General features: G+C 68.2%; 22 protein-coding genes and 4 pseudogenes. 12 read left to right on the top strand and 14 right to left on the bottom strand.

Annotated elements, in window-relative coordinates; all coding sequences use genetic code 11:
• Positions 1-120 precede the first annotated feature (120 nt).
• Positions 121-351: a hypothetical protein gene (locus OHA19_RS39565; RefSeq protein WP_331750527.1), complete on the bottom strand. Its 231-nt coding sequence runs from the start codon at positions 349-351 to the stop codon at positions 121-123.
• A gap of 44 nt (positions 352-395) precedes the next feature.
• Here OHA19_RS39565 and OHA19_RS39560 point away from each other — a divergent pair, with 44 nt between their 5' ends.
• Complete coding sequence (locus OHA19_RS39560; protein WP_331750528.1) at positions 396-653, top strand: cold shock domain-containing protein; 258 nt, start codon at positions 396-398, stop codon at positions 651-653.
• On the opposite strand, the gene OHA19_RS39555 is transcribed toward OHA19_RS39560, so the two are convergent.
• From OHA19_RS39555 to OHA19_RS39545, 3 genes are all read right to left on the bottom strand, one after another.
• On the bottom strand, positions 631-1,899 hold the full coding sequence (locus tag OHA19_RS39555) for a CU044_5270 family protein (RefSeq protein ID WP_331754093.1): 1,269 nt from the start codon (positions 1,897-1,899) through the stop codon (positions 631-633). The genes OHA19_RS39560 and OHA19_RS39555 overlap by 23 nt on opposite strands.
• Positions 1,899-2,447 carry a sigma-70 family RNA polymerase sigma factor gene (locus OHA19_RS39550; RefSeq protein ID WP_331750533.1) on the bottom strand — a complete coding sequence of 183 codons (549 nt, stop codon included), beginning with the start codon at positions 2,445-2,447 and terminating at the stop codon, positions 1,899-1,901. Before OHA19_RS39550 ends, OHA19_RS39555 begins: the two co-directional genes overlap by 1 nt.
• A gap of 243 nt (positions 2,448-2,690) precedes the next feature.
• Positions 2,691-2,819 carry a hypothetical protein gene (locus OHA19_RS39545; RefSeq protein ID WP_405722841.1) on the bottom strand — a complete coding sequence of 43 codons (129 nt, stop codon included), beginning with the start codon at positions 2,817-2,819 and terminating at the stop codon, positions 2,691-2,693.
• A 332-nt stretch (positions 2,820-3,151) separates the two neighbouring features.
• Between OHA19_RS39545 and OHA19_RS39540 the strand changes: the two genes are divergently transcribed.
• Positions 3,152-3,673: an RICIN domain-containing protein gene (locus OHA19_RS39540; protein WP_331750536.1), complete on the top strand. Its 522-nt coding sequence runs from the start codon at positions 3,152-3,154 to the stop codon at positions 3,671-3,673.
• 217 nt (positions 3,674-3,890) lie between these two features.
• Here OHA19_RS39540 and OHA19_RS39535 read toward each other — a convergent pair whose 3' ends face one another.
• Positions 3,891-4,610, bottom strand: coding sequence for an IS6 family transposase (locus OHA19_RS39535; RefSeq protein WP_405753420.1), 720 nt, complete (start codon positions 4,608-4,610; stop codon positions 3,891-3,893).
• Between the two features lie 390 nt (positions 4,611-5,000).
• Here OHA19_RS39535 and OHA19_RS39530 point away from each other — a divergent pair, with 390 nt between their 5' ends.
• Positions 5,001-5,438, top strand: a complete 438-nt coding sequence (locus OHA19_RS39530) for a hypothetical protein (protein WP_405753418.1) — start codon at positions 5,001-5,003, stop codon at positions 5,436-5,438.
• 341 nt (positions 5,439-5,779) lie between these two features.
• Here the strand turns inward: OHA19_RS39530 and OHA19_RS39525 are convergent.
• Positions 5,780-5,932 (bottom strand): annotated as a pseudogene (locus OHA19_RS39525) (GH25 family lysozyme); the annotation flags it as partial.
• A gap of 149 nt (positions 5,933-6,081) precedes the next feature.
• Entirely contained in the window at positions 6,082-7,080 is a 999-nt protein-coding gene (locus OHA19_RS39520) for a DJ-1/PfpI family protein (protein WP_331750542.1), read from the bottom strand.
• A 146-nt stretch (positions 7,081-7,226) separates the two neighbouring features.
• On the opposite strand from OHA19_RS39520, the gene OHA19_RS39515 reads away from it, so the two are divergent.
• The 3 genes and pseudogenes from OHA19_RS39515 to OHA19_RS39505 all read left to right on the top strand — a co-directional run bounded on the left by OHA19_RS39515 (position 7,227) and on the right by OHA19_RS39505 (position 9,241).
• Positions 7,227-7,946, top strand: coding sequence for a DJ-1/PfpI family protein (locus OHA19_RS39515; protein WP_331754086.1), 720 nt, complete (start codon positions 7,227-7,229; stop codon positions 7,944-7,946).
• A 73-nt stretch (positions 7,947-8,019) separates the two neighbouring features.
• A pseudogene (locus OHA19_RS39510) lies at positions 8,020-8,788 on the top strand (IS6 family transposase).
• Between the two features lie 81 nt (positions 8,789-8,869).
• Entirely contained in the window at positions 8,870-9,241 is a 372-nt protein-coding gene (locus tag OHA19_RS39505) for a hypothetical protein (RefSeq protein ID WP_331750546.1), read from the top strand.
• A 221-nt stretch (positions 9,242-9,462) separates the two neighbouring features.
• Here the strand turns inward: OHA19_RS39505 and OHA19_RS39500 are convergent, their stop codons facing one another.
• A complete protein-coding gene (locus OHA19_RS39500) occupies positions 9,463-10,347 on the bottom strand; it encodes a LysR family transcriptional regulator (RefSeq protein ID WP_331750548.1) in 885 nt (294 codons plus the stop codon).
• Positions 10,348-10,609: 262 nt separating this feature from the next.
• Here OHA19_RS39500 and OHA19_RS39495 point away from each other — a divergent pair, with 262 nt between their 5' ends.
• Positions 10,610-11,713, top strand: a complete 1,104-nt coding sequence (locus OHA19_RS39495) for a M20 family metallopeptidase (RefSeq protein WP_331750791.1) — start codon at positions 10,610-10,612, stop codon at positions 11,711-11,713.
• 148 nt (positions 11,714-11,861) lie between these two features.
• Positions 11,862-12,560 (top strand): DUF6585 family protein, encoded by a 699-nt coding sequence (locus tag OHA19_RS39490; RefSeq protein WP_331754082.1) that lies wholly within the window; start codon positions 11,862-11,864, stop codon positions 12,558-12,560.
• Here OHA19_RS39490 and OHA19_RS39485 read toward each other — a convergent pair.
• Together OHA19_RS39485 and OHA19_RS39480 are read right to left on the bottom strand one after the other, a co-directional pair.
• Positions 12,551-12,814, bottom strand: coding sequence for a hypothetical protein (locus OHA19_RS39485; protein ID WP_331750550.1), 264 nt, complete (start codon positions 12,812-12,814; stop codon positions 12,551-12,553). The genes OHA19_RS39490 and OHA19_RS39485 overlap by 10 nt on opposite strands.
• Complete coding sequence (locus OHA19_RS39480) at positions 12,804-13,010, bottom strand: enoyl-CoA hydratase-related protein (protein ID WP_331750551.1); 207 nt, start codon at positions 13,008-13,010, stop codon at positions 12,804-12,806. Before OHA19_RS39480 ends, OHA19_RS39485 begins: the two co-directional genes overlap by 11 nt.
• A 398-nt stretch (positions 13,011-13,408) precedes the next feature.
• On the opposite strand from OHA19_RS39480, the gene OHA19_RS39475 reads away from it, so the two are divergent.
• Positions 13,409-14,613, top strand: a protein-coding gene (locus OHA19_RS39475; protein WP_331734386.1) for an IS3 family transposase whose coding sequence is annotated in 2 segments (ribosomal slippage) — positions 13,409-13,700 and positions 13,700-14,613 — 1,206 coding nt in all. Because the reading frame shifts where the segments join, the coding sequence is not laid out codon by codon here.
• Between the two features lie 294 nt (positions 14,614-14,907).
• Here OHA19_RS39475 and OHA19_RS39470 read toward each other — a convergent pair.
• From OHA19_RS39470 to OHA19_RS39460, 3 genes and pseudogenes are all read right to left on the bottom strand, one after another.
• Positions 14,908-15,674: pseudogene (locus OHA19_RS39470) on the bottom strand (IS6 family transposase).
• A gap of 116 nt (positions 15,675-15,790) precedes the next feature.
• On the bottom strand, positions 15,791-16,012 hold the full coding sequence (locus tag OHA19_RS39465) for a hypothetical protein (protein ID WP_331754076.1): 222 nt from the start codon (positions 16,010-16,012) through the stop codon (positions 15,791-15,793).
• Between the two features lie 548 nt (positions 16,013-16,560).
• Positions 16,561-17,187: a class I SAM-dependent methyltransferase gene (locus tag OHA19_RS39460; RefSeq protein WP_331750553.1), complete on the bottom strand. Its 627-nt coding sequence runs from the start codon at positions 17,185-17,187 to the stop codon at positions 16,561-16,563.
• 63 nt (positions 17,188-17,250) lie between these two features.
• Between OHA19_RS39460 and OHA19_RS39455 the strand changes: the two genes are divergently transcribed.
• On the top strand, positions 17,251-17,913 hold the full coding sequence (locus OHA19_RS39455; protein ID WP_331750555.1) for a helix-turn-helix domain-containing protein: 663 nt from the start codon (positions 17,251-17,253) through the stop codon (positions 17,911-17,913).
• Between the two features lie 641 nt (positions 17,914-18,554).
• Positions 18,555-19,049 carry a hypothetical protein gene (locus OHA19_RS39450; protein WP_331750557.1) on the top strand — a complete coding sequence of 165 codons (495 nt, stop codon included), beginning with the start codon at positions 18,555-18,557 and terminating at the stop codon, positions 19,047-19,049.
• Between the two features lie 38 nt (positions 19,050-19,087).
• On the opposite strand, the gene OHA19_RS39445 is transcribed toward OHA19_RS39450, so the two are convergent.
• Positions 19,088-19,225: a hypothetical protein gene (locus OHA19_RS39445; protein WP_331750812.1), complete on the bottom strand. Its 138-nt coding sequence runs from the start codon at positions 19,223-19,225 to the stop codon at positions 19,088-19,090.
• Positions 19,226-19,233: 8 nt separating this feature from the next.
• Between OHA19_RS39445 and OHA19_RS39440 the strand changes: the two are divergent.
• Positions 19,234-20,000 (top strand): annotated as a pseudogene (locus OHA19_RS39440) (IS6 family transposase).
• Positions 20,001-20,032: the final 32 nt, after the last annotated feature.

Here is a 20,032-nt window from a genome sequence, read left to right as displayed (position 1 = left end):
GCGCGTGTCGAGCACGCTGAGGATTTGAGAAATATCGGAACAAAAGTACACCGTCGGCCCTCGGGAACCTGGTGCCGTCCGCATACCGGCGGGGCTTTCGCCCCGACGCCTCTGGGCCAGTCAGGAGGCATCCACGAGCCGCAGGACGAGGGAGACCGCGGAGACGCAGCGCTCCTCCTGCCCAGCCTCCTTTGATGCTTGCTGACGAAGGTCGGTGTGGCGTTGTTCGGCGCGTTTGCGGGTGTTGTCGAGCCAGGTGCCGAGCTTGACCACCACGGGCCGGTCAGCAACATCCTGACGACCCGACAGCGCATCTGTCGTCTCCAGGTGCTCGGCCTGCTTGCGGGGCACTCGCAGCTGGGATGCGTTTCACCCGTACACGATCAGGAGGAGATATGGCCGAGCGCCAGAACGGCACCGTGAAGTGGTTCAACGACGAGAAGGGCTACGGCTTCATCACCCCGGAGACCGGTCCTGATCTCTTCGTCCACTTCCGTGCGATCGAAGGGAATGGATTCAAGTCCCTGAAGGAAGGCCAGGCGGTCACCTCCGTAGCCCCGGGCGCACTGCGGCACCACACCCCGTGCCCGCCTGCGCAGGCGGGCACGGGGTTGGCGGGCACGGGTGAGATCAGCGCTTGTCGGCGGGCTTGACGTCGGTCTCCACGCTCGGGCTCTCCGGCTCATCGGCCATGAAGTCCTTGTCGAACGGCGGGGCCTGGTCGGTCCACCTCATCGCCGTGAGAATGGTGTAGTCGGCCAGTTCTCCAGACCGGTGTCCGTCGCGGGCCGAGGTCGCGTACAACTCCTCCGACAGCGGCAGTCCGGTCTCCTTGTCGAAGATCAAGCGACGCTTGTACTCCACTCCGGGCCGCAGGCTCCTGATCTCCACGGCGTACCCCGGGCGCCCGGACCGGTCGGTGACCTCACCGATGTCCCGCACGCCCGGCAGCAAGGCACGCACCCGGTAGGCCGCGGCCCGCAACTGCGGCGACACCGGCAGCTCGACGGCGAGGTTCTCGGCCGTTTGACCGAGCAGCTCCTGCAGGATGTGCTGCGGCGCGTTGTATTGCTCGTCGACGATCTGCTCCAGCCGCTCGCGGAGCCGCTCCGGGTCGGTGGGCAGCGACTCCAGTTCCGCCAGGCCGATCTCCGCCCCGGCCGAGACCGTGTCCGCACCGCCCCCGGGGGCGTCACCCGCGACCTCGCCCTCGCCGTCCCAGGTGACGATCTCCGGCTGGGGCTCGGGGGACATGTCATCCTTGCGCCCGTGCTTGTTCCGCTCGCGCTGGGTGTCGCGTCGGGCCTGGTCGTAGTCCGTCAGGTCCCACCGCTTCGGTGAGCCGTCGGCGCGCCATGCCTTCTCGTCGGCCGGGGTGGCGGGCCGGGCCCCGGCGTCGATGTGCAGCGTCCAACGCCGGTCGCGCTTGCCGGTCCCCTTCGTCAGCCATGTCTTGCTCTCCTGCCGGACGTCGAGCGTGTAGTCCTTGCCCGGGATCCTTCGCAGCACCCCGATGCGCTCCTCCTGGTACCAGTACGCACCCGAGGTCGCCTCCGTCTTCTCGACATCGAAGGCGGCCGCGAGCAGGATGCGGGATTCGGAGAAGGCGGTGGCGGGTGCGCCCGCCTCGGGCCTCGGCCCGAGGCCGGGCGGCCCGGCGGTGGTGACGACCAAGACAGCGGCCGCCACGGCCGCCGCGCCGGCCAGGGCCACGTTCCACGCCGGCCGTACGCCGAGGCGGCTCCTTCCCCGCTTCCCCGGCGCCACCTGCGGCTCCCCGGTCCGCGCCATGACGCCCTGCAGTTCGGTCCGCCGGAGCTCGGGGTCGACCGGCCTGCCGGGGTCGAGGCGTCCGGGACGTGCGTCGGCCAGCCGACGCATCAGATCGTCGTGCTTCATCACACTTCCTCTCCTGTCGTGTTGAGTCGGGGGCGGACATGGGGGCGTACCGGCGAGGCCTCGTCCCGTACCGCCACCGCCTTGGCGAGCCGGCGGCGCGCGCGGTGGAGCCGCACACGCATGGTGGCGGCCGTGCAGCCGACGACGCGGGCGGCCTCACGGGGGGAGAGCCCCTGCCACGCGGCCAGGATCAGCACCTCGCGGTCCTCGTCGCCCAGGGACACCAGGGCGTTCCGGAGCGCGATCCGGTCGGCGACATCGTCGGCGATGTCGCCCTCGACCGTGTCCGTCCAGTCCCGCAGCTCGGCGGCGAGCGAGGCGCGCCTGACCTCGGCACGTCCGGTGTCGCGCAGGATGTTGCGGGCCACGCCGAGCAGCCAGGGCAGCGGCGGCTGGGGTACGTCGCCGATACGGCGCCAGGCCACGGTGAAGGTCTCGCTCACCACCTCGTCCGCCACCTGCCGCCCCGCGCGGCTGACCGCGTACGCCCAGACGCGTTGTCGGCAGGTGTCGTACATCGCGGTGAAACGTGCCGCATCATCGGACACGCCGTGCACCTCCGTCCTCCAGGGTCATCTGTTACCGGGAAGTGGTGTGCGCGGCCCGATCGTTACAGCATGATCCGGCAGATTCCGTGGCGGGCCTCCAGAAGGGGCCACACCGCAGGGGTCACGCGGGGGCGTGGACGGTATCGCGACCACGCGCTCGCGCTCCCGCGGGTCGGCCCGCCTCCGCTTGCCCCAGCATTCCGAAGCTCACCCGACAGGAGTGGCTCTCAAACTCGCTGCCGATCACGGACTTGTGAAGCGGTCCATCGTCTCCACGGACGGAGCACGGTGGCTCCCGATCTCGTTGCCCGAGCGGGAGACTTCCAGCACAGGGCTTATCCGCTTGATGCCGAACATCTCGGCGTGGGTCACCGCCGACACGTTCCAGGTCGGTTACTACCGCCCAGGCCGTTGCCTCCACACACCGCCATGTGCGGGTTCGCCAGCGGGCCTGCGTCGGCCGGAACGGCCCGCCCGGGCGCGAAGCCGCCGCCTTTCCCCTCGCGACGGGTCTCGCTCTGCCGGAGGCGTCATCGTGAGCTGCCTGTGGCTCCCACGGGTGGGTGATCATCTTCGCTCTAACGAGGGGTTCCTGGAGATACCCCCTACCGGCGACCGAACAGCGGCATCCAGGATGCGTGGGCACCAACTGCTGGTCTCGTGACGGTGCTCTCGCTTCCCCATCAACGATTGGGATTGTGCTCATGGCCTCGCTCCTTTCTCCTCGCTGTCTCGGCTCCCTCACCGGCGCGGCGCTCATGCTCGCCCTCGGCGCGGGGGTGCCGTCCTCCGCGGCGGCTCCCGCGTCCCGGGCTGCCCATGAGGCGTGCCTGGACGCCGGCAACACCCGCAACAACGGTGATCAGGTACGCCTCTGGAAGTGTGCCGGCCACAAGAACCAGCGGTTCGTGATCACCAATGGACAGATCAAGGTCGAAGACACGATCGGCGACGCCAAGGAGATGTGCCTGGACGCCGGCAACACCCGCAACAACGGCGACCGCGTACGCATCTGGAAGTGCGTCAACCACACCAACCAGAAGTGGATCATCCGCAACGCGCAGATCGTGCTCGCCGACACGGTGGGCAAGAGCCAGGAGATGTGCCTGGACGCTGGCGACACCCGCAACAACGGCGACCGCGTACGCATCTGGAAGTGCGTCGACCACACCAACCAGAAGTGGGTCATCCAGCAGGGCTACATCAAGGTCGCGGACACGATCTGATCGGCTCCTCAACCGCCTCGGCCCTGGCCTCCCTTCCCAGGGCCGAGGCCCGGTGGGGCAGTCCGGTGCTCCTTGGCTCCGCCCCCCGTAGCGGAAGGTGACCGGCGTCGTGAAGGCAGCCGGTGCACACCGCCGTAGAAGGGCGCTGTCACGTTGTGGAGCGTGTGGGTGCCTGACGGTGTGTCGGGGGTGGTGGGTCCGGGTTCCGGTTCCGGGCTCAGGCCGCGGCAGGCAGGGTGGTCGCGCCGGTGATCTGGTCCCAGATCGCGAAGCGGATGGTCATCTCGGCGCGGTGGTGGGCGGCGGTCATCAGGTGGCGGCGGGGCCTGAAGTGGGGTGAGATGCCGCTGAAGGCGGACAGGGATCTTTGTACGGCGCCGGCGGAGCGGAAGCCCTTCATCGCCCGTTCGCGCTGCCGGGTGGGCTGGTGCGAGTTCTCCGCCCGATTGTTCAGACCCTTGTGGGAACGGTGTTCGACGGAGGGCATCACCTCGCGGTGGGCCGCGCCGTAGGGACGGAGCTTGTCGGTGACCACCACACGCGGCACCGAGCAGATCTTCTTGAGCAGTGTGCGGAAGAAGCGCCGGGCCGCGGCCTTGTCCCGGCGGCCCTGGGGAAGGATGTCGAGCACGTTACCGTCGGCGTCGACGGCCCGCCACAGATACTTCTGCTCGCCGTTGATCTTCACGAAGACCTCGTCCATGTGCCACTTGTCACCCGGCCGTGGCCGGCGTCGGCGCAGCTCATTCGCATAGATCTGGCCGAGCTTTGCGCACCACCGCCGGATCGTCTCGTACGAGACGATCACACCGCGCTCGAGCATCAGCTCCTCCACCTCACGGAATGACAGCGGGAAGCGGAAGTACAGCCACACGCAGCGGGAGATCACCTCGACCGGGTACCGGTGCCCCTTGTACGACGGCGGAGTACTGCCCACGGACAACCCCTCCCAGCATGACCAACCCGAAGATCATCCCACCCTGTCAGTCAACGTGACAGTGCCTCGCACTGGCACACACCACGTGATCATTCCGGGGCCGTCGCCATACCCGGAGGGCAGATCACGACCGTCACGCTTCACGCATGATCGGCCACCCGACAGGCTCTCAGAAGGGCTTGCCGACGGGACGCATTGCTTCAGGGGCCCGACGGCGGTGGCTTGTATGCTCAGCCCATGAGAGAGCCTCATCCGGTCGAGCTATCCGGGACGTTCGTCACCAGGGGTGATGATCGTTGGTACGGGCGGTTCCGGTTGCGGTTTCCTCAAGTGTCGCCGTGGCCCGACCTGTCCACGACGTTTGTTCGAGTACGTCCGGGATGGCGGTCCTTGGCCGAGGAAACGCTGGCACTGGTGACTGCCGAGATGCCCAGGCAGAAAACCTGGCCGGTTCATCTGCTCAACCAGAAGGTCCATGGGAGAGGATGGGAATTCGACCTGGGGCCACCGGAGGCTGACTACCTCTGCCCGGAGCAACTGTCGGACATCTGCTACATCGACATACGCAACCTTCACCAGCTCATCGACCTCCTGGCACCGGCCATGGAGGACGCGCACTTCTTCGTCTACTCAATGGGCGACGGCCTCGACCAGTGGGTTGACGAGGTGCGCATCCGTGACGGGCGGAGCAGCTTTGTGCGGTGGGCCGTCGCGGGCGAGGCGTGGGCCGAGTTCCCTGTGCTGTGCGCGGAGCTCGGCGACAGTCGCGCCGGGGACGAGACCCTTGGCCGATTCGTCACATTGATGAGTGATCGGCGAGTCGTTTGATCGGCAGGCACGAGGGGGCCGCGGGCCAAAGGGGCGGTACCGCAGGATGTTCTCCGAGCGGTCCGGGTGCGCACCGCGAGCACATCAGCGCCGATCTCGCCCGTCGAGGCCCTGACGTGGCCCGCGTGTACGATGCCGCGCCCCGGCCCATGATGTCCCAGCGTTCCAGGAGCCGGCCCCGGGTCCAGGCCACCTGATCGGCACGGCGGCCAGTGTGCATGTTCTGCAGGGAGGCCCAGTGCGTGCGGGTGCCCTGTGGAAGCTGGACGAGGAACTCGCGCCGGTGGTCGAGAAGACCCGATGAGACGAACGGCATCGTGCTGTCCGGCACCGGTACCGGAGTCGTAGAAGTGGTACGGCGAGACCATCAGCCCGGCCCGCGACGCGTCCGCGAGGTCACCCGCGAACTGCGGGTCGCGGTAACCGGTGCCCTGCATGGCCTTCTGGAACACGAACGAGTACCCCGCCCTCACGGACACCGACCACTGGATTTTTCGGCTGGACGAGGACGACTACAGGTAGTTCCCGCCCAGGGCACGGGCCCGATGCCCTGGACAGCGACGATGCGCATACCGTCGCGAGTTCGCATAGATGCAATTGGTGCCGGTCGTAGTTGAGGTACAGGAAGTAGCGCTGAGATTGATCACGGCCGCCCCGCGGTGGGTACACCCCGGGGAGCGCTGTGGACTGTGCGGTGCTGGCTGGGTGTGGTTCCGTAGTGGTCCAGGAACACCTGCCTCATCGTCTCGGCGGAGCTGAACCCGCAGCGCCTCGCGATCGAAGCCAGCGGCAGTGCTGTGGAGACGAGGAGTTGTGAGGCCGCCTCGGCTCGGGCGGTCCGTACGAACTGGGCCGGTGTCTGTCCGAGGTGGTCGAGGAACAGCCGGGCCAGATGACGCCCGCTGACTCCCGCGTACGCGGCGAGCGCGGTGGCGCTGAGGTCGCCGTCGAGGTGCCCGGTGATGTGCTCAACGGTCCGTCGCACGGTCCGGTGCTCCGGAGCCGGTGCGTCGACGAACATGCTGATCTGGGCCTGGTTGCCGGGCCGCTGGAGGTAGGTCACCATCATCCGGGCCAGCGTCCGGGCGAGGGCCGGGTTGTGGTCCTCCTCGACGAACGCGAGGGTGAGGTCGAGCGCCCCGGTGACCCCGGCCGACGTGCAGACGTGCGCGTCGCGGAGGTACAGCGGCGCGGGGTCGACTTGGACGGCCGGGTGACGCCGCGCGAGGTCGTGCGCGTACGCCCAATGGGTCGTGGCGCGCCGGCCGTCGAGCAGCCCGGTCGCCGCCAAAACACTAGCGCCCGTGCACACCGATGCGACCCGACGGCCGATTCCGGCCAGGCGGCGCACGTGCTCGACCAGCCAGGGGTTCTGCGCCGCCGCGGCGTGGCCCGGCCCGCCGACGACCAGCAGCGTGTCGACCGGGCCGCGGGTACGCTCCAGCGCCGCCTGCGCGCCCAGGACCAGCCCTGAGGAGCAGCGCACCGGGCGGCCCTCCGGGGTGACCAGGCGGACGTCGTAGGGCGGACTCGCACCGAGGCGGTTCGCCCCGTCGAAGGCGCTGGTCACGCAGGCGACCTCAACGAGTTCCACGTCGTCGTAGGCCACGACCACCACGCGGTGGCGGACAGCTGTCGTCATGCCTCCGACCCTACCGAATCCGTCTGCAAGACAGGCATCCCAGGATTTCGGACATAGAGTCCAGAGGCTCCTGTCTCTGGTTGCGGCGGTGGGCGAGGGTGGTCAGGGCGGCCACCGGCCACCCACCGACATTCAGGAGTCCTGTCATGACCGAAACCTCGCCCGCGCCGTCGGCCCCGGTGAAAACCATCGCCTTCGTGCTGTACCCGGGCCTCACGCCGCTGGACATCGTCGGCCCGCTGCAGGTCTTCGCAGCACTGGCTGATCTGGTTCCCGGCTACCGCACCGTCGTGATCGGCGAGCGGATCGAGCCGATTGGAAGCGACACCCCGCTGTCCCTGGTACCCAGTCACACCTTCGAGGAAATAGCGGATCCGCACGCAACGATCGTGCCCGGCGGCCTCGTCCCCACCCTTGCCGCGATGGCCGACGAGAATCTGCTGGGGAACCTACGCGAGACCGCGGCGCGGTCCCAGGTCGTCGGCTCGGTGTGCACCGGCTCGCTACTGCTCGCGGCGGCAGGGCTCCTGGAGGGCCGCCAGGCCACCACGCATTGGATGTACCGCGACTTGCTCGCCCGCTTCGGGGCAACGCCGGTCACCCGGCGCTGGGTCGAGGACGGGCACTTCATCACCGCCGCCGGCGTCTCGGCCGGCATCGACATGGCACTGCACCTTGTCGCCCGCCTCGCCGGCAACGAGGCCGCGCGCATGGTCCAGCTGTTCATCGAGTACGACCCCGAGCCGCCCTTCGGCCCGATCGACTGGACAGCTGCCGACAGCGGCCAGTACGCGCCCTTCGCCCGACAACTGCTCCAGAACGCTCTCGCCGACCACCCTGCCCTGCTGGCGCACCTGAGTAACTGAGCGCCGTGGGCTGCTGGGCGGGAGGGGAAAGGCAGACGGCGCAGTGGTCATGAGGGCACTGTCACGTTGGCGAATGGCGTGGGAGGATCTTCGAGTTGATCATGGTGGAGGGGGATCGTCCGTGGGGAGCGCGTCGCCGTCGTACAAGGGGCACCGGTACCCGGTGGAGATCATCTCCCACTGTCGTGTGGCTGTACTTCCGCTTCCCGCTCAGTTTCCGCGAGGTCGAGGAACTGATGCTCGAGCGCGGCGTGATCGTCTCCCACGAGACCGTCCGCCGCTGGTGCGCGAAGTTCGGCCAGGCCTACGCCAACGGCCTGCGCCGCCGGCGACCCCGGCCCGGCGACAAGTGGCACCTGGACGAGGTCTTCATCAAAATCAACGGAGAGCAGAAGTACCTGTGGCGAGCCGTCGACGCCGACGGCAACGTGCTCGACATCCTGGTCCAGAACCGGCGGGACACCGCTGCGGCCAGGCGCGTCTTCCGCCGCCTGCTGAAGACGACCTGCTCGGTGCCGAGGGTAGTCGTCACGGACAAGCTGCGCTCCTACGGGGCGGCCCACCGCGAGGTGATGCCCTCGGCCGAGCACCGCTCCCACAAGGGCCTGAACAACCGGGCCGAGAACAGCCACCAGCCCACCCGCCAGCGCGAACGCGCGATGAAGGGATTCCGCAGCATCGGTGGAGCACAGCGGTTCCTGTCCGCGTTCAGCGGCATCTCACCCCACTTCCGGCCCCGCCGCCACCTGATGACCGCCGCCCACTACCGCGCCGAGATGACCACCCGCTTCGCCATCTGGGACCAGATCACCGGCGCTGCAAGCCGGCCCACCACGGCCTGACCCCAGGCCCGAAACGCAAGCCCACCACACCCCGACGCCCCATCAGACACTCACACACCCAACAACGTGACAGAGCCTGCGGTGTCCACCAAGGGCAAACGGATCTCGGTGAAGGACTACTTCTTTGTAAAGTTCCCCCGGGCCGAGCTGCTGAAGGTCGAGGACGTGGTCGACCTCGAGAGGTCGAAAATCGACTACCGCCGCGACGGGCAGTTCAAGAAGGTCTGGGAGCTCCGATTCAGGAAATCACCGGAGCGCGACCTGTTCTTCCTCGACTGCATCTCGCTCCTGGGTGTTGCCTTCTGCTCGGAGAGATTCACCGAAGGTGCGAAGCGGTTCAGGCCGAGGGGGGCGAGTTCGTGGAGCTGCCTGAGATCGGGGCTATCCACAGCGCGTGACCGGACTCTCCGCCTCCGTGCGACGATCCTCCATCTCGTCGCCCTCGACACCTGACAGCGGACACACCCACAACCAGCCCGGAGTCAACCCCCGAAGGACTTCGAGAGCCGACCACTTAGCCAAGGCCCCTCATTGCACAGCCTCAAAATTGATCACCGAGTGGCCGCCCATACACCACTCCGTCAGCGTGACCCGTCGTTCCGTACTGGCCAGCACACTCGACGCCTTATACCCACACTCACCTTGCATACCGGCTGATCGTTCCGGAGAACGGTTCAGTCAACGGTGTCGCGCAGCAGATCCCGCAGTTTCAGTGCCGTCGGCAGCGGGGCGGCAGGCAGCGCCACATGTACGGTCCGCCGCAGGGCCGGATCGGTGAGGCGGCACAGGACGAGTTCGTCGGGGACCGCCCGGGCGGCCAGCGAGGGGACCAGCGCCACCCCCAGCCCGGCGGCCACGTAGCCGAACTTCCCGGTCCACTCCGCGATGCGGATGATCTTCCTGGGAGCGAAGCCCGCCCGGGCGCAGGCGTCGGCAAGCATCGTGGGACGGTCGCCGTACGCGCTCTGGAGCCATGCATCGTCGTGCAGTTCACGCAGGTCGATCGTCCCGGCTCCGGCCAGGCGGTGCCCGCGCGGGAGAGCGACGAACAGTTCGTCCTCGCACAGCAGGCTCGTCGTGACCCCGTCGGCCGACGGCAGGCCGGACGGGTAGTCGCTGACGACGGCGAGGTCCAGCGCCCCGTCCGCGAGGCGGGCTATCAGCGTGTCGGTCGGGCCCTCGACCGCGACGACCTCGACATCCGGCCGGGCCGCCTGGAGCGCCCGCAGGGCAGCGGGCACCAGGGAGATGTTGGCGGTGGCGAACGCGCCCATGTGCAGCAACCCGCCGTGCCCCGCGTGCAGCACGGCCAGCTCGCACTCCGCCCGCGTCATCCGGTCGAGCACCTCCAAGGCGTGCCGGTGCAGCACACGGCCGGCGGGATTCAGCCGTACGCCCCGAGGGAGCCGTTGGAGCAGCGGCCCGCCCGCCCGCTGTTCCAGCGCGGCGATCCGCCGGGACACCGCGGACTGCGTGTAGTTGAGCCGGACCGCCGCTTTCGTGAACGATCCGGTCTCGGCAACGGCCACGAGCAGCCGCAGCGCGTCAATCTCGAACACGTTCCTCCCTCCTCCAAGCCTCATCCGGCCATCACCATCTTCTCCAACACATTCCTTCAGTGCATAGATCCCATGCAATCCAGTCGCTGGTGGAATGCCTTGTCCCGCCCTAACGTCGTGCACGCGGCGGAGCTCCGGAGGGGGAGCGAGCTCCGCCGCTGCCCATGGCCGATGAGATCCGAGGGGGAAGTGTGTTGTCGCGAGGGGGAGTTGAGATGGGGTGGGGCCGGTGACCCGGGGGGCTGCGCTCGCGTTGCCGGCGATGCTGGCCGATTTGGAGGACCTCGTACTCTGCGAGTCCTTCTCGGCGGACCACGCGGCGGTGTCGCGCAGCGCCGAGGTGGTCGGTGCCCTGGGGGCGAGGCTGTTGGGGGCCGGGCCGGAGATGATCGTGATCGACGGTGTGACCCATCTGCGGTGGACCTTCGGTACCCCGCGGGTCCTGCTGGTGGGACACCACGACACGGTGTGGCCCATGGGCTCGCTTCAGAAACACCCCTGGTCGGTGGCCGACGGGATCGCCCGCGGCCCCGGGGTCCTGGACATGAAGGCGGGCCTGGTGCAGATGTTCCACGCGCTGGCCTCCCTGCCCTCCCCGGACGGGGTGTGCGTACTGGTCAACGGGGACGAGGAAGTCGGCTCACCGACCTCCCGGCAGCTGATCGAGGAATCCGTGCGGGGGTGCGCGGCCGCCTTGGTGCTGGAGGCTTCCGCGGACGAGGAGGGCGCGCTTAAGACCGCCCGGAAGGGCACTTCGCGGTACGAGGTCGTGGTGCACGGCCGGGCCGCGCACGCGGGTCAGGAACCGCACAAGGGGGTCAACGCCGCGGTCGAGGCCGCTCACCAGGTGCTGTCCATCGCCGGCCTCGGGGACTCAGTGGGCGCCGTCGGTGCCGCCCCCTCCGTCCTGGGCTTCGCGACCGTCACGCCCACCCTGCTGTCGGCCGGCAGTGCGCGCAACACGGTGCCCGCGCTGGCGCGGGTGTCGGTGGACGTGCGCGCGCCGACCACGGCGGCGCAGGACCGGATCGACGAGCTCATGCGGGGACTCACCGTCCGGACTCCCGGAGCCCGGCTGGAGGTGCTGGGCGGCAGGCAACGGCCGCCCATGGAACCGGAGTCCTCCGCCGAACTGTTCGCCCTCGCCTGCCGAATCGCCGCGGAACTGGGCCTGGAACCGCTGCGGGGGATCGCCGTCGGCGGTGCCTCGGACGGCAACTACACCGCGGCGGCCGGCTGTCCGACGCTGGACGGCCTGGGCGCCGTGGGCGGTGGCGCGCACGCGGACACCGAGTACGTCGAGATCGCGCAGATGGTCCCCCGCACCCGTCTGCTCGCTCAACTCATTGACCACACGACCAGCTGAAGCGGCCTTGACGAGTGTCGCTCCGAAACGAAACCGAGGCCCCTGTATGAGCGTGCCGGGTTCCCCGTCCCCTGAAGTCGCCCAACTGGCTTCCCGTAGAGGCTTCGGCCGACTCGAACACACTTTCCTGCCGAGGAAGGAGGTCAACATGCAGGAGAAGTACCGGGGACTGTTCATCGCCGCTTCCCTGACCGGCATCGCCGGCCTGACGACCGGAGGCATCCTGTTGTGGGTCTACACGAGCTGGTGGGTGGGGGGGTACCCCCTGCTCCTCTCCGCGCTGAGCATCGGTGCCCTGCTCAACAGCCCCAACTTCCGGAAGAAACTCGGCAGTCAACGCCTGCACCTCTTCGAGAGGGGTCTGCTCGTGGACAGGGGCGCCGGGCAGTTGTTCGCGGTCCGCTGGGACCAGGCGGTCCATTACCAGGAAACCGTCCAGGAAGTGATCATCTACAAGGGCACGAAGACCCCTTACAACACCACGCACACCTCCACCCTGGTAGCGCCCAACGGCACCAGGGTGCAGATCTCGTCCCGCTTCGCCGACTTCGGGACCTGGCTGCCCCTGATCTCCGAGGCCATCGCCCGCGCCCAGGCCCAGAAGGTGTGGGAGGCGGTCCGTGAGGGTCAGAAGGTGAGTCACGGCCCGTTCAGCGTGGACGCCACCGGTATCTCCACCGAACGCGAAGGGGTCCTGCCCTGGTCGGCCGTCGCGACGATCGATGTCGGCGGGGGCTTCGTGGCCGTCCGGCAGCACGGACAGCCCAGAGCCTGGGCGTTCGCCAAGGTCGAGACCGTGCCGAACCTTCTCGTCTTTCTGACCGTCGCCTCGAACCTCTACGGGTGACGCGCACGCTGGCGCCGGCCGTCCGTACGTGGACCAGTGGCTGAGCGGTCGAGGAACCGCCGCAGTCCGGTCCGCACACCGTCCGTGGGCACGGTGGCGGCGAAGCAGGCCGCCTCGACGGCGATTCCCTCGTCGATCGGCAGGTTGACGCCGCGGGTGACCGCGCGCAGGCAGGCTGCTGCGGCCGTCGGTGCGTGCCGGATAATCCGTGCGGCCAAGTCCCGTGCGGCGTCGAGGAGTTCGTCAGCGGGCACGACGGTGTTGACGAGGCCCATCTCGGCGGCTCGGGTCGCCGGTCAGGACGACCGCCCGGACCCGGTCGTCGCAGTCGACGCGGTCCAGCTCGGCGAGCATCGCGTCGATCGTTGGATAGTCGAGGGCGTTGAGTTTGCGTTCCCTGTCGATGGTGATCGTGACGACGTGGTCGTCCTGCTCGGTGTGGATGGTCATGCCGGGTACTCCGTTTCGCCAGGGGCGGGCGGACGCACCAAGGCCAGTGCGTTGGCCACGAACGTTCGCCGGGTTCGATTACTGGGATTAGCCGCGCGATGCCGCTTCGGATCCGCCCGCCGAGCAGGCATTCCGACCGGGGGCCGGGGCCCTACGACGTCAGTCGCCGATGTCACGAGCCCGGGGAAGACGCAGTAGGTGGCTCCTCGACGTCTTGTGCGGCCGGGACGGGGAGGGCATCGGCGGCGGTGCACTGGCAGACCGTCTCGGCGGAGGAGGCGGCCCTACGGGTGACCGCCGTGAAACACCTGTTCGTCCACGGCCCGTTCCTGGGCCTTGACCCCTGATGTTGGACACACGAGACACTGGATCCTGAGGATCTGAGAAACGGACATCTCGTGGTCATGAAAAACTACCCGCCGGAGTTCAAGGCGGATGCGGTCGCGCTGTACGAGTCGCGGCCGGAGGCGACGATCAGGTCGGTCGCCGCCGATCTGGGGATCAACCCTGAAACACTGCGGAACTGGGTGAGGGCGGCCGGGGTGAGTCGGCCCCGGGGACGCCGGACGCAGGAACCGGCCCAGCCTCCGACCCCGCTGGAGGCGGAGAACGCAGCCCTGCGCAAGAAGGTCCGCGAGTTGGAGGAGGAACGCGAGATCCTGCGGAAGGCGGCGAAGTATTTCGCCGGGGAGACGCGCTGGTGAACCGCTTCCAGTGTGTCGCCGACCTCCAGCGCCGCTATGGCGTGAAGCGGCTGTGCAGCATCCTCGGCGTTGCCCGCTCGAGTTTCTACTACTGGCGCCGGACGGCTGTGGACCGGGCTGCCCGGCAGGCGGCCGAGGCGAGGCTGGCCGCCCGGATACGGGCGGTGCACCAGGAATCGGACGGCACCTACGGAGCCCCGAGGATCACCGCCGAGCTCCGCGAGACGAGCGGTGAGGCGGTCAATCACAAGCGGGTCGCGAGGATCATGCGGACGTTCGGGATCGAAGGGGTCCGGTTGCGCCGCCGGCACCGCACCACCGTTCCCGACCCGGCCGCGGCCAGGGCGCCCGACCTGATCGGCCGCGACTTCACCGCCGCCGCTACGAACACGAAATACGTCGGCGACATCACCTACCTGCCCATCGACGGCGGGAAGTTCTGCTACCTGGCCACCGTCATCGACCTCGCATCGCGACGTCTGGCTGGCTGGGCGATCGCCGACCACATGCGTGCGGACCTCGTCACCGACGCCCTGGCCGCAGCCGTCCGCACCCGAGGCAGCCTCGCCGGATCGATCATGCACACCGACCACGGAGCCCAATACACGAGCAGGTCCTTCGCCGAAGCCTGCAGGTCAGCAGGGGTTCGGCAGAGCATGAGCGCGGTCGGCTCCAGCGCGGACAACGCACTCGCCGAGTCCTTCAACGCGACCTTCAAACGCGAAACTCTCCAAGGGCGAAAGAGCTGGCCAGACGAGAGCGAAGCCCGACTCGACGCCTTCAGATGGCTCCACCGCTACAACACCCGGCGCCGACACTCCCGCCTCGGACAACAATCACCGATCGCCTTCGAGAACACCCTCCACCACACACCAACTACGCTGGCACCAGCCGCCTAAACCGTGTTCAGGATTCGGGGTCAAGGCCCCCTGACTGCCGACCGGCTGCTGGTCAACCCCTGGCCCGGCCGGTCATCCATCCCCACCGTCCACTCCCCGTGACCAGCACAACTGCCAACCGGCCATGTAGGACACGGTCTTAACCTTCAGCGCGGCGGCGGTACGTGTTGATCAAGACGTCGGACGGTGTCGGCTGCGTGGCGGTATGCGTCAGGCGGGCTCTGTCACGTTGTTGGGTGTGTGAGTGTCTGATGGGGCGTCGGGGTGTGGTGGGCTTGCGTTTCGGGCCTGGGGTCAGGCCGTGGTGGGCCGGCTTGCAGCGCCGGTGATCTGGTCCCAGATGGCGAAGCGGGTGGTCATCTCGGCGCGGTAGTGGGCGGCGGTCATCAGGTGGCGGCGGGGCCGGAAGTGGGGTGAGATGCCGCTGAACGCGGACAGGAACCGCTGTGCTCCACCGATGCTGCGGAATCCCTTCATCCGCGTTCGCGCTGGCGGGTGGGCTGGTGGCTGTTCTCGGCCCGGTTGTTCAGGCCCTTGTGGGAGCGGTGCTCGACCGAGGGCATCACCTCGCGGTGGGCCGCCCCGTAGGAGCGCAGCTTGTCCGTGACGACTACCCTCGGCACCGAGCAGGTCGTCTTCAGCAGGCGGCGGAAGACGCGCCTGGCCGCAGCGGTGTCCCGCCGGTTCTGGACCAGGATGTCGAGCACGTTGCCGTCGGCGTCGACGGCTCGCCACAGGTACTTCTGCTCTCCGTTGATTTTGATGAAGACCTCGTCCAGGTGCCACTTGTCGCCGGGCCGGGGTCGCCGGCGGCGCAGGCCGTTGGCGTAGGCCTGGCCGAACTTCGCGCACCAGCGGCGGACGGTCTCGTGGGAGACGATCACGCCGCGCTCGAGCATCAGTTCCTCGACCTCGCGGAAACTGAGCGGGAAGCGGAAGTACAGCCACACGCAGTGGGAGATGATCTCCACCGGGTACCGGTGCCCCTTGTACGACGGCGACGCGCTCCCCACGGACGATCCCCCTCCACCATGATCAACTCGAAGATCCTCCCACGCCATTCGCCAACGTGACAGTGCCTGTCAAGAAGATCATCGGTAAGCCGTATGCGGGAAAACCGCACGTACGGATTGAAAGGGGGATGGGGAAACGGGCCCGTTGGGCACCGCGCCCCTGACTACCAGTGACCGTTCGCCGTGCCCTTGGTGCCAGCCCCCAGGCTCCCGCGCACAGCATCCGCGCCGCCCAGGCCGACCTGCTCGACGCTCTCCCCGGAGAGCGCCTGTCCGACCTCGACGAACTCCGAGCCCGAGGCATACTCGGCACCCGCCCGGCCGAGTCCCCGTCCCCGCGGCGGACCCTCGGAATTGGCCGCGCCGCCGAGGAACTGCCACACCACCCCGCCTGACACCCCTTCGGCGACGGGACGGCCCTCAGTTGTTTTCGCCGGGCAGTTTTGGCCCCACTAGAACGAGTTGCTTTGGCCCCACTTTTGACCTATGTGGGTGATGGGTTCGGGAGGGTTCCAAGAGGAACGGATTGTTCTGGCCCCACCCTCGATCGGGTGACGTTTCGTGGGTGTCCTGGGACGGAGGCGGTCAGGTGCAGATGGGGGTCCGCGGCGGCCGGTAGCGTGTGCTCCACGGAGCCCGCCAGGCTGCTTCCCCTGACAGGAATGCGGACGGGCGGGCGCCTTGTTGGCGCCCGCCCGTGGGCAAGGGGCTCGCAGGATTGCCAGCGGAGGGCGCTGCCTGCCCGGCCTTGGGGACCAATCGCGCAGCGGATGGTGTTAAGCCCTACCTCCGCAGGTCACGGGGTTCTGGCGGCGGTCCTCAGAACTGCCTCGCAAAACTTAACGGTTGTGAGAGAGGTTCTGCGAGAGCTGACCTGGGCGAACTGCTCGGGGGCCCACCTCCCGCGGCCCGAAGCTGCCCGGTGCGACTGAGCTCATGCCGCGGCGGCGGCGCGGCGCAGCGTGAACCAGAAAGTCGGGACCGGGTTCGTGCCGGGCGTCACGTCGGCCAGCTGCCACCCAGCGAACCTGGCGCTGAGTTCGTCTGCAGTGACGCCGGACCACGAGTCGTCAAACGCCCCGGGCCCGTACCCGAACATCAGCAATCGTGCACCGGGGGCGGCACGCTTGGTGAGGCCGGCGGCGTAGGCGTCGCGGCGGTGCGGTGGAATCCCGCAGTAGCAGCTCAGGTCGAAGAACAGGTCGTACGGGCCGGGCACACCCACCTCGTCGAGTCGGGTGGCGTCCCCGCACAGCACCGTGACGTCCGCTCCGGCCGCGTCGGCCTTCTCCCTCGCACGCCGGACCGCGCGGTCGACCAGGTCGACGGCCGTCACCCGCCAGCCGTGCCGGGCCAGGTACACCGCGTTGGTCCCGGTGCCGCAGCCGAGTTCGAGCACCCGGCCCGCCATCAGCGCGCCGGGCCCCTCTATTAGGGCCACCAGCTCGGGCGGCGTGATGCCGCTGTCCCACGGCGGCTTGCCGTCCCGGTAGAAGTCCTCCAACACGCGGCGCACAGACGCCTCTTGGTCGAGCTCCGCAGCCGTCCGAGTTTCACTCATCGCTACCCCTCCAAGAAATTAGAGTTCATCTCTAATGTCTGACTCTAGAGATAGACTCCCGGCATGGATGCAGTCAAGGGATCCGACGGACAGAACGTCAAGCGCCCCGACAAGCGGGCCGAGCGCTCGCGGCGTACCCGCGAGAAGATCGTTGCGGCGGCGCGGGAGCTGTTCGTCGCACAGGGGTACGGCGCGACAAGCCTTCAGGAGATTGCGGATCGCGCGGGTGTGGCCGTCCAAACCGTGTACTTCGTGTTCCGCAACAAGCGCGCGCTGTTCAAGGACGTCGTCGACACGTCCATCGCGGGCGATGTCGAACCGGTCGCCACGATGGACCGCGACTGGTTCCGCGCCGCGTGCGCCGAGCCCACCGCGGCCGGGCAACTGCGCGCCCACGTACGGGGTGTACGCGACATCCTCGGCCGTGTCGCCCCGATCATGCCGTTGATCGCGGCTGCCGCAGCCACGGACCCGGAGATCGCCGCGCAGTGGCCCGCCGGCCCCGACCCGCGCTATACCGTTCAGCACGCCGCAGCGAAGGCCCTGACCTCCAAGCCTGACGCCCGCCCCGACGTCGACACCGCCCGCGCCGCCGACCTGCTGTACGGGCTTCTCAGCCCGGAGCTGTACCTGGTCTTTGTCCGCAACCGGGGCTGGTCCCCCGACGCCTGGGAGGAGTGGGCCTGCGCGGCCCTGATTGCCCACCTCTGCACTGACCACGAGTAGGCCGCCGACCCTTCGGCGGCTGCCGCCGAAGCAAAGTCTGCGACCGGCTGCGGCTGCGGAGACTGACCGGGACGCTCACTCCGCTGCACCGTCGTCATCGTCGAGCGCCGCGGCGTCTGGGTTGCGCAGCGGCCGTAGGCCGCCGGCCGGGGTGAAGGCGGTGAAGCTGTAGCGGCCCAGCACCCCGCAGCAGGCCGATCACCTGCGCTAGAAGACCTTGATCAAATGCCTAGCGCCAACGGCTGTACCGCTGGTCCCCAGCCCGACGGTGATCTGACGTCAGTGTAATTCGTGCTGCAGGTGGGCAAGGTGCCTTCGGGTTCCTGCAATGGCCGAGGCCCGGGGGCTGGGACGTGTGAGCCATTGCCCCGGGCCGCCGGAGTCAGAGGGCGGTTCGCGAGTTGATGTCCGTTTCCGGGTGAGGGTGAGACAGGGCTACTGGTCGCGGTGCTCGGTCGGGTTGCTGCTTCGCGGTGAAGCTGCCGGTGTCGGCCTCGGTGAGGTCGTCGAGTTTGACCAGGCGTTTCAGCTTGGCGCGGGTGCATTCGATGTTTCGAACTGCCCTCTGAGATCTCCCTAAAGTAGTTGTTACTAAGCTAATAGGGGTGTTGCGCCAGTTCCGGGTCTGAGATCCTTCCGCCATGGCGATTCCCGGATTTGATATCGCTGGCTTCCTCGCCGAACGGGGCAGGCCCGCCAGTGTCGCTGCGGTGACCCGCGGAGGTCGGCCGGCACTCGCGACGATGTGGTACGCCTTCTGGGAGGAGAAGTTCTGGTTTCATACCACGTCGAGGAAACCGATAGAGAGCCCATTCCTCGTCGCCGCAGGTCAGGGCGGCGATATCTCTGTCATGGTGGCCAGCTTCGCTCCACCCGACGACGTGCGCCAGCTGCGTGCCACTGGTCCTGCCCAGCTGGAACCAGCAGATATCGGGCGAGTGCGATCCCTGTACCTCCGCTATGTCGACGGCTGGAGTGAACTCTGGGAACAGCAAGCGTCGTCCCCGGATTACCGCTTGTGGTCGATGACACCGGAACGAGGCATGGCCGTCGCTTATCCGGAACTACGCGGAGCTGCTGAGTACCGGTGGTCGCAGCTCGAAGACATTCGCGATTTTATGTCTGTTTCCGGGTGAAGGTGAGACAGAGCTTCTGGTCGCGGTGTTCGGTCGGGTCACTGCTTCGCGGTGAAGCTGCCGGTGTCGGCCTCGGTGAGGATGCCGAGTTTGACCAGGCGTTTCAGCTTGGCCCGGGTGCCTTCGATGTTCTTCGGCAGCAGCTCGTGGTCGAGGGCTCGGCAGGGCACTGTCACGTTGGCGAATGGCGTGGGAGGATCTTCGAGTTGATCATGGTGGAGGGGGATCGTCCGTGGGGAGCGCGTCGCCGTCGTACAAGGGGCACCGGTACCCGGTGGAGATCATCTCCCACTGCGTGTGGCTGTACTTCCGCTTCCCGCTCAGTTTCCGCGAGGTCGAGGAACTGATGCTCGAGCGCGGCGTGATCGTCTCCCACGAGACCGTCCGCCGCTGGTGCGCGAAGTTCGGCCAGGCCTACGCCAACGGCCTGCGCCGCCGGCGACCCCGGCCCGGCGACAAGTGGCACCTGGACGAGGTCTTCATCAAAATCAACGGAGAGCAGAAGTACCTGTGGCGAGCCGTCGACGCCGACGGCAACGTGCTCGACATCCTGGTCCAGAACCGGCGGGACACCGCTGCGGCCAGGCGCGTCTTCCGCCGCCTGCTGAAGACGACCTGCTCGGTGCCGAGGGTAGTCGTCACGGACAAGCTGCGCTCCTACGGGGCGGCCCACCGCGAGGTGATGCCCTCGGTCGAGCACCGCTCCCACAAGGGCCTGAACAACCGGGCCGAGAACAGCCACCAGCCCACCCGCCAGCGCGAACGCGGATGAAGGGATTCCGCAGCATCGGTGGAGCACAGCGGTTCCTGTCCGCGTTCAGCGGCATCTCACCCCACTTCCGGCCCCGCCGCCACCTGATGACCGCCGCCCACTACCGCGCCGAGATGACCACCCGCTTCGCCATCTGGGACCAGATCACCGGCGCTGCAAGCCGGCCCACCACGGCCTGACCCCAGGCCCGAAACGCAAGCCCACCACACCC

Source organism: Streptomyces sp. NBC_00012, from assembly GCF_045040875.1.
Taxonomy (GTDB): Bacteria; Actinomycetota; Actinomycetes; order Streptomycetales; family Streptomycetaceae; genus Streptomyces.
The sequence above is the reverse complement of the archived record's forward strand: the minus strand, read 5'-3'. Positions and strand labels throughout refer to the sequence as shown.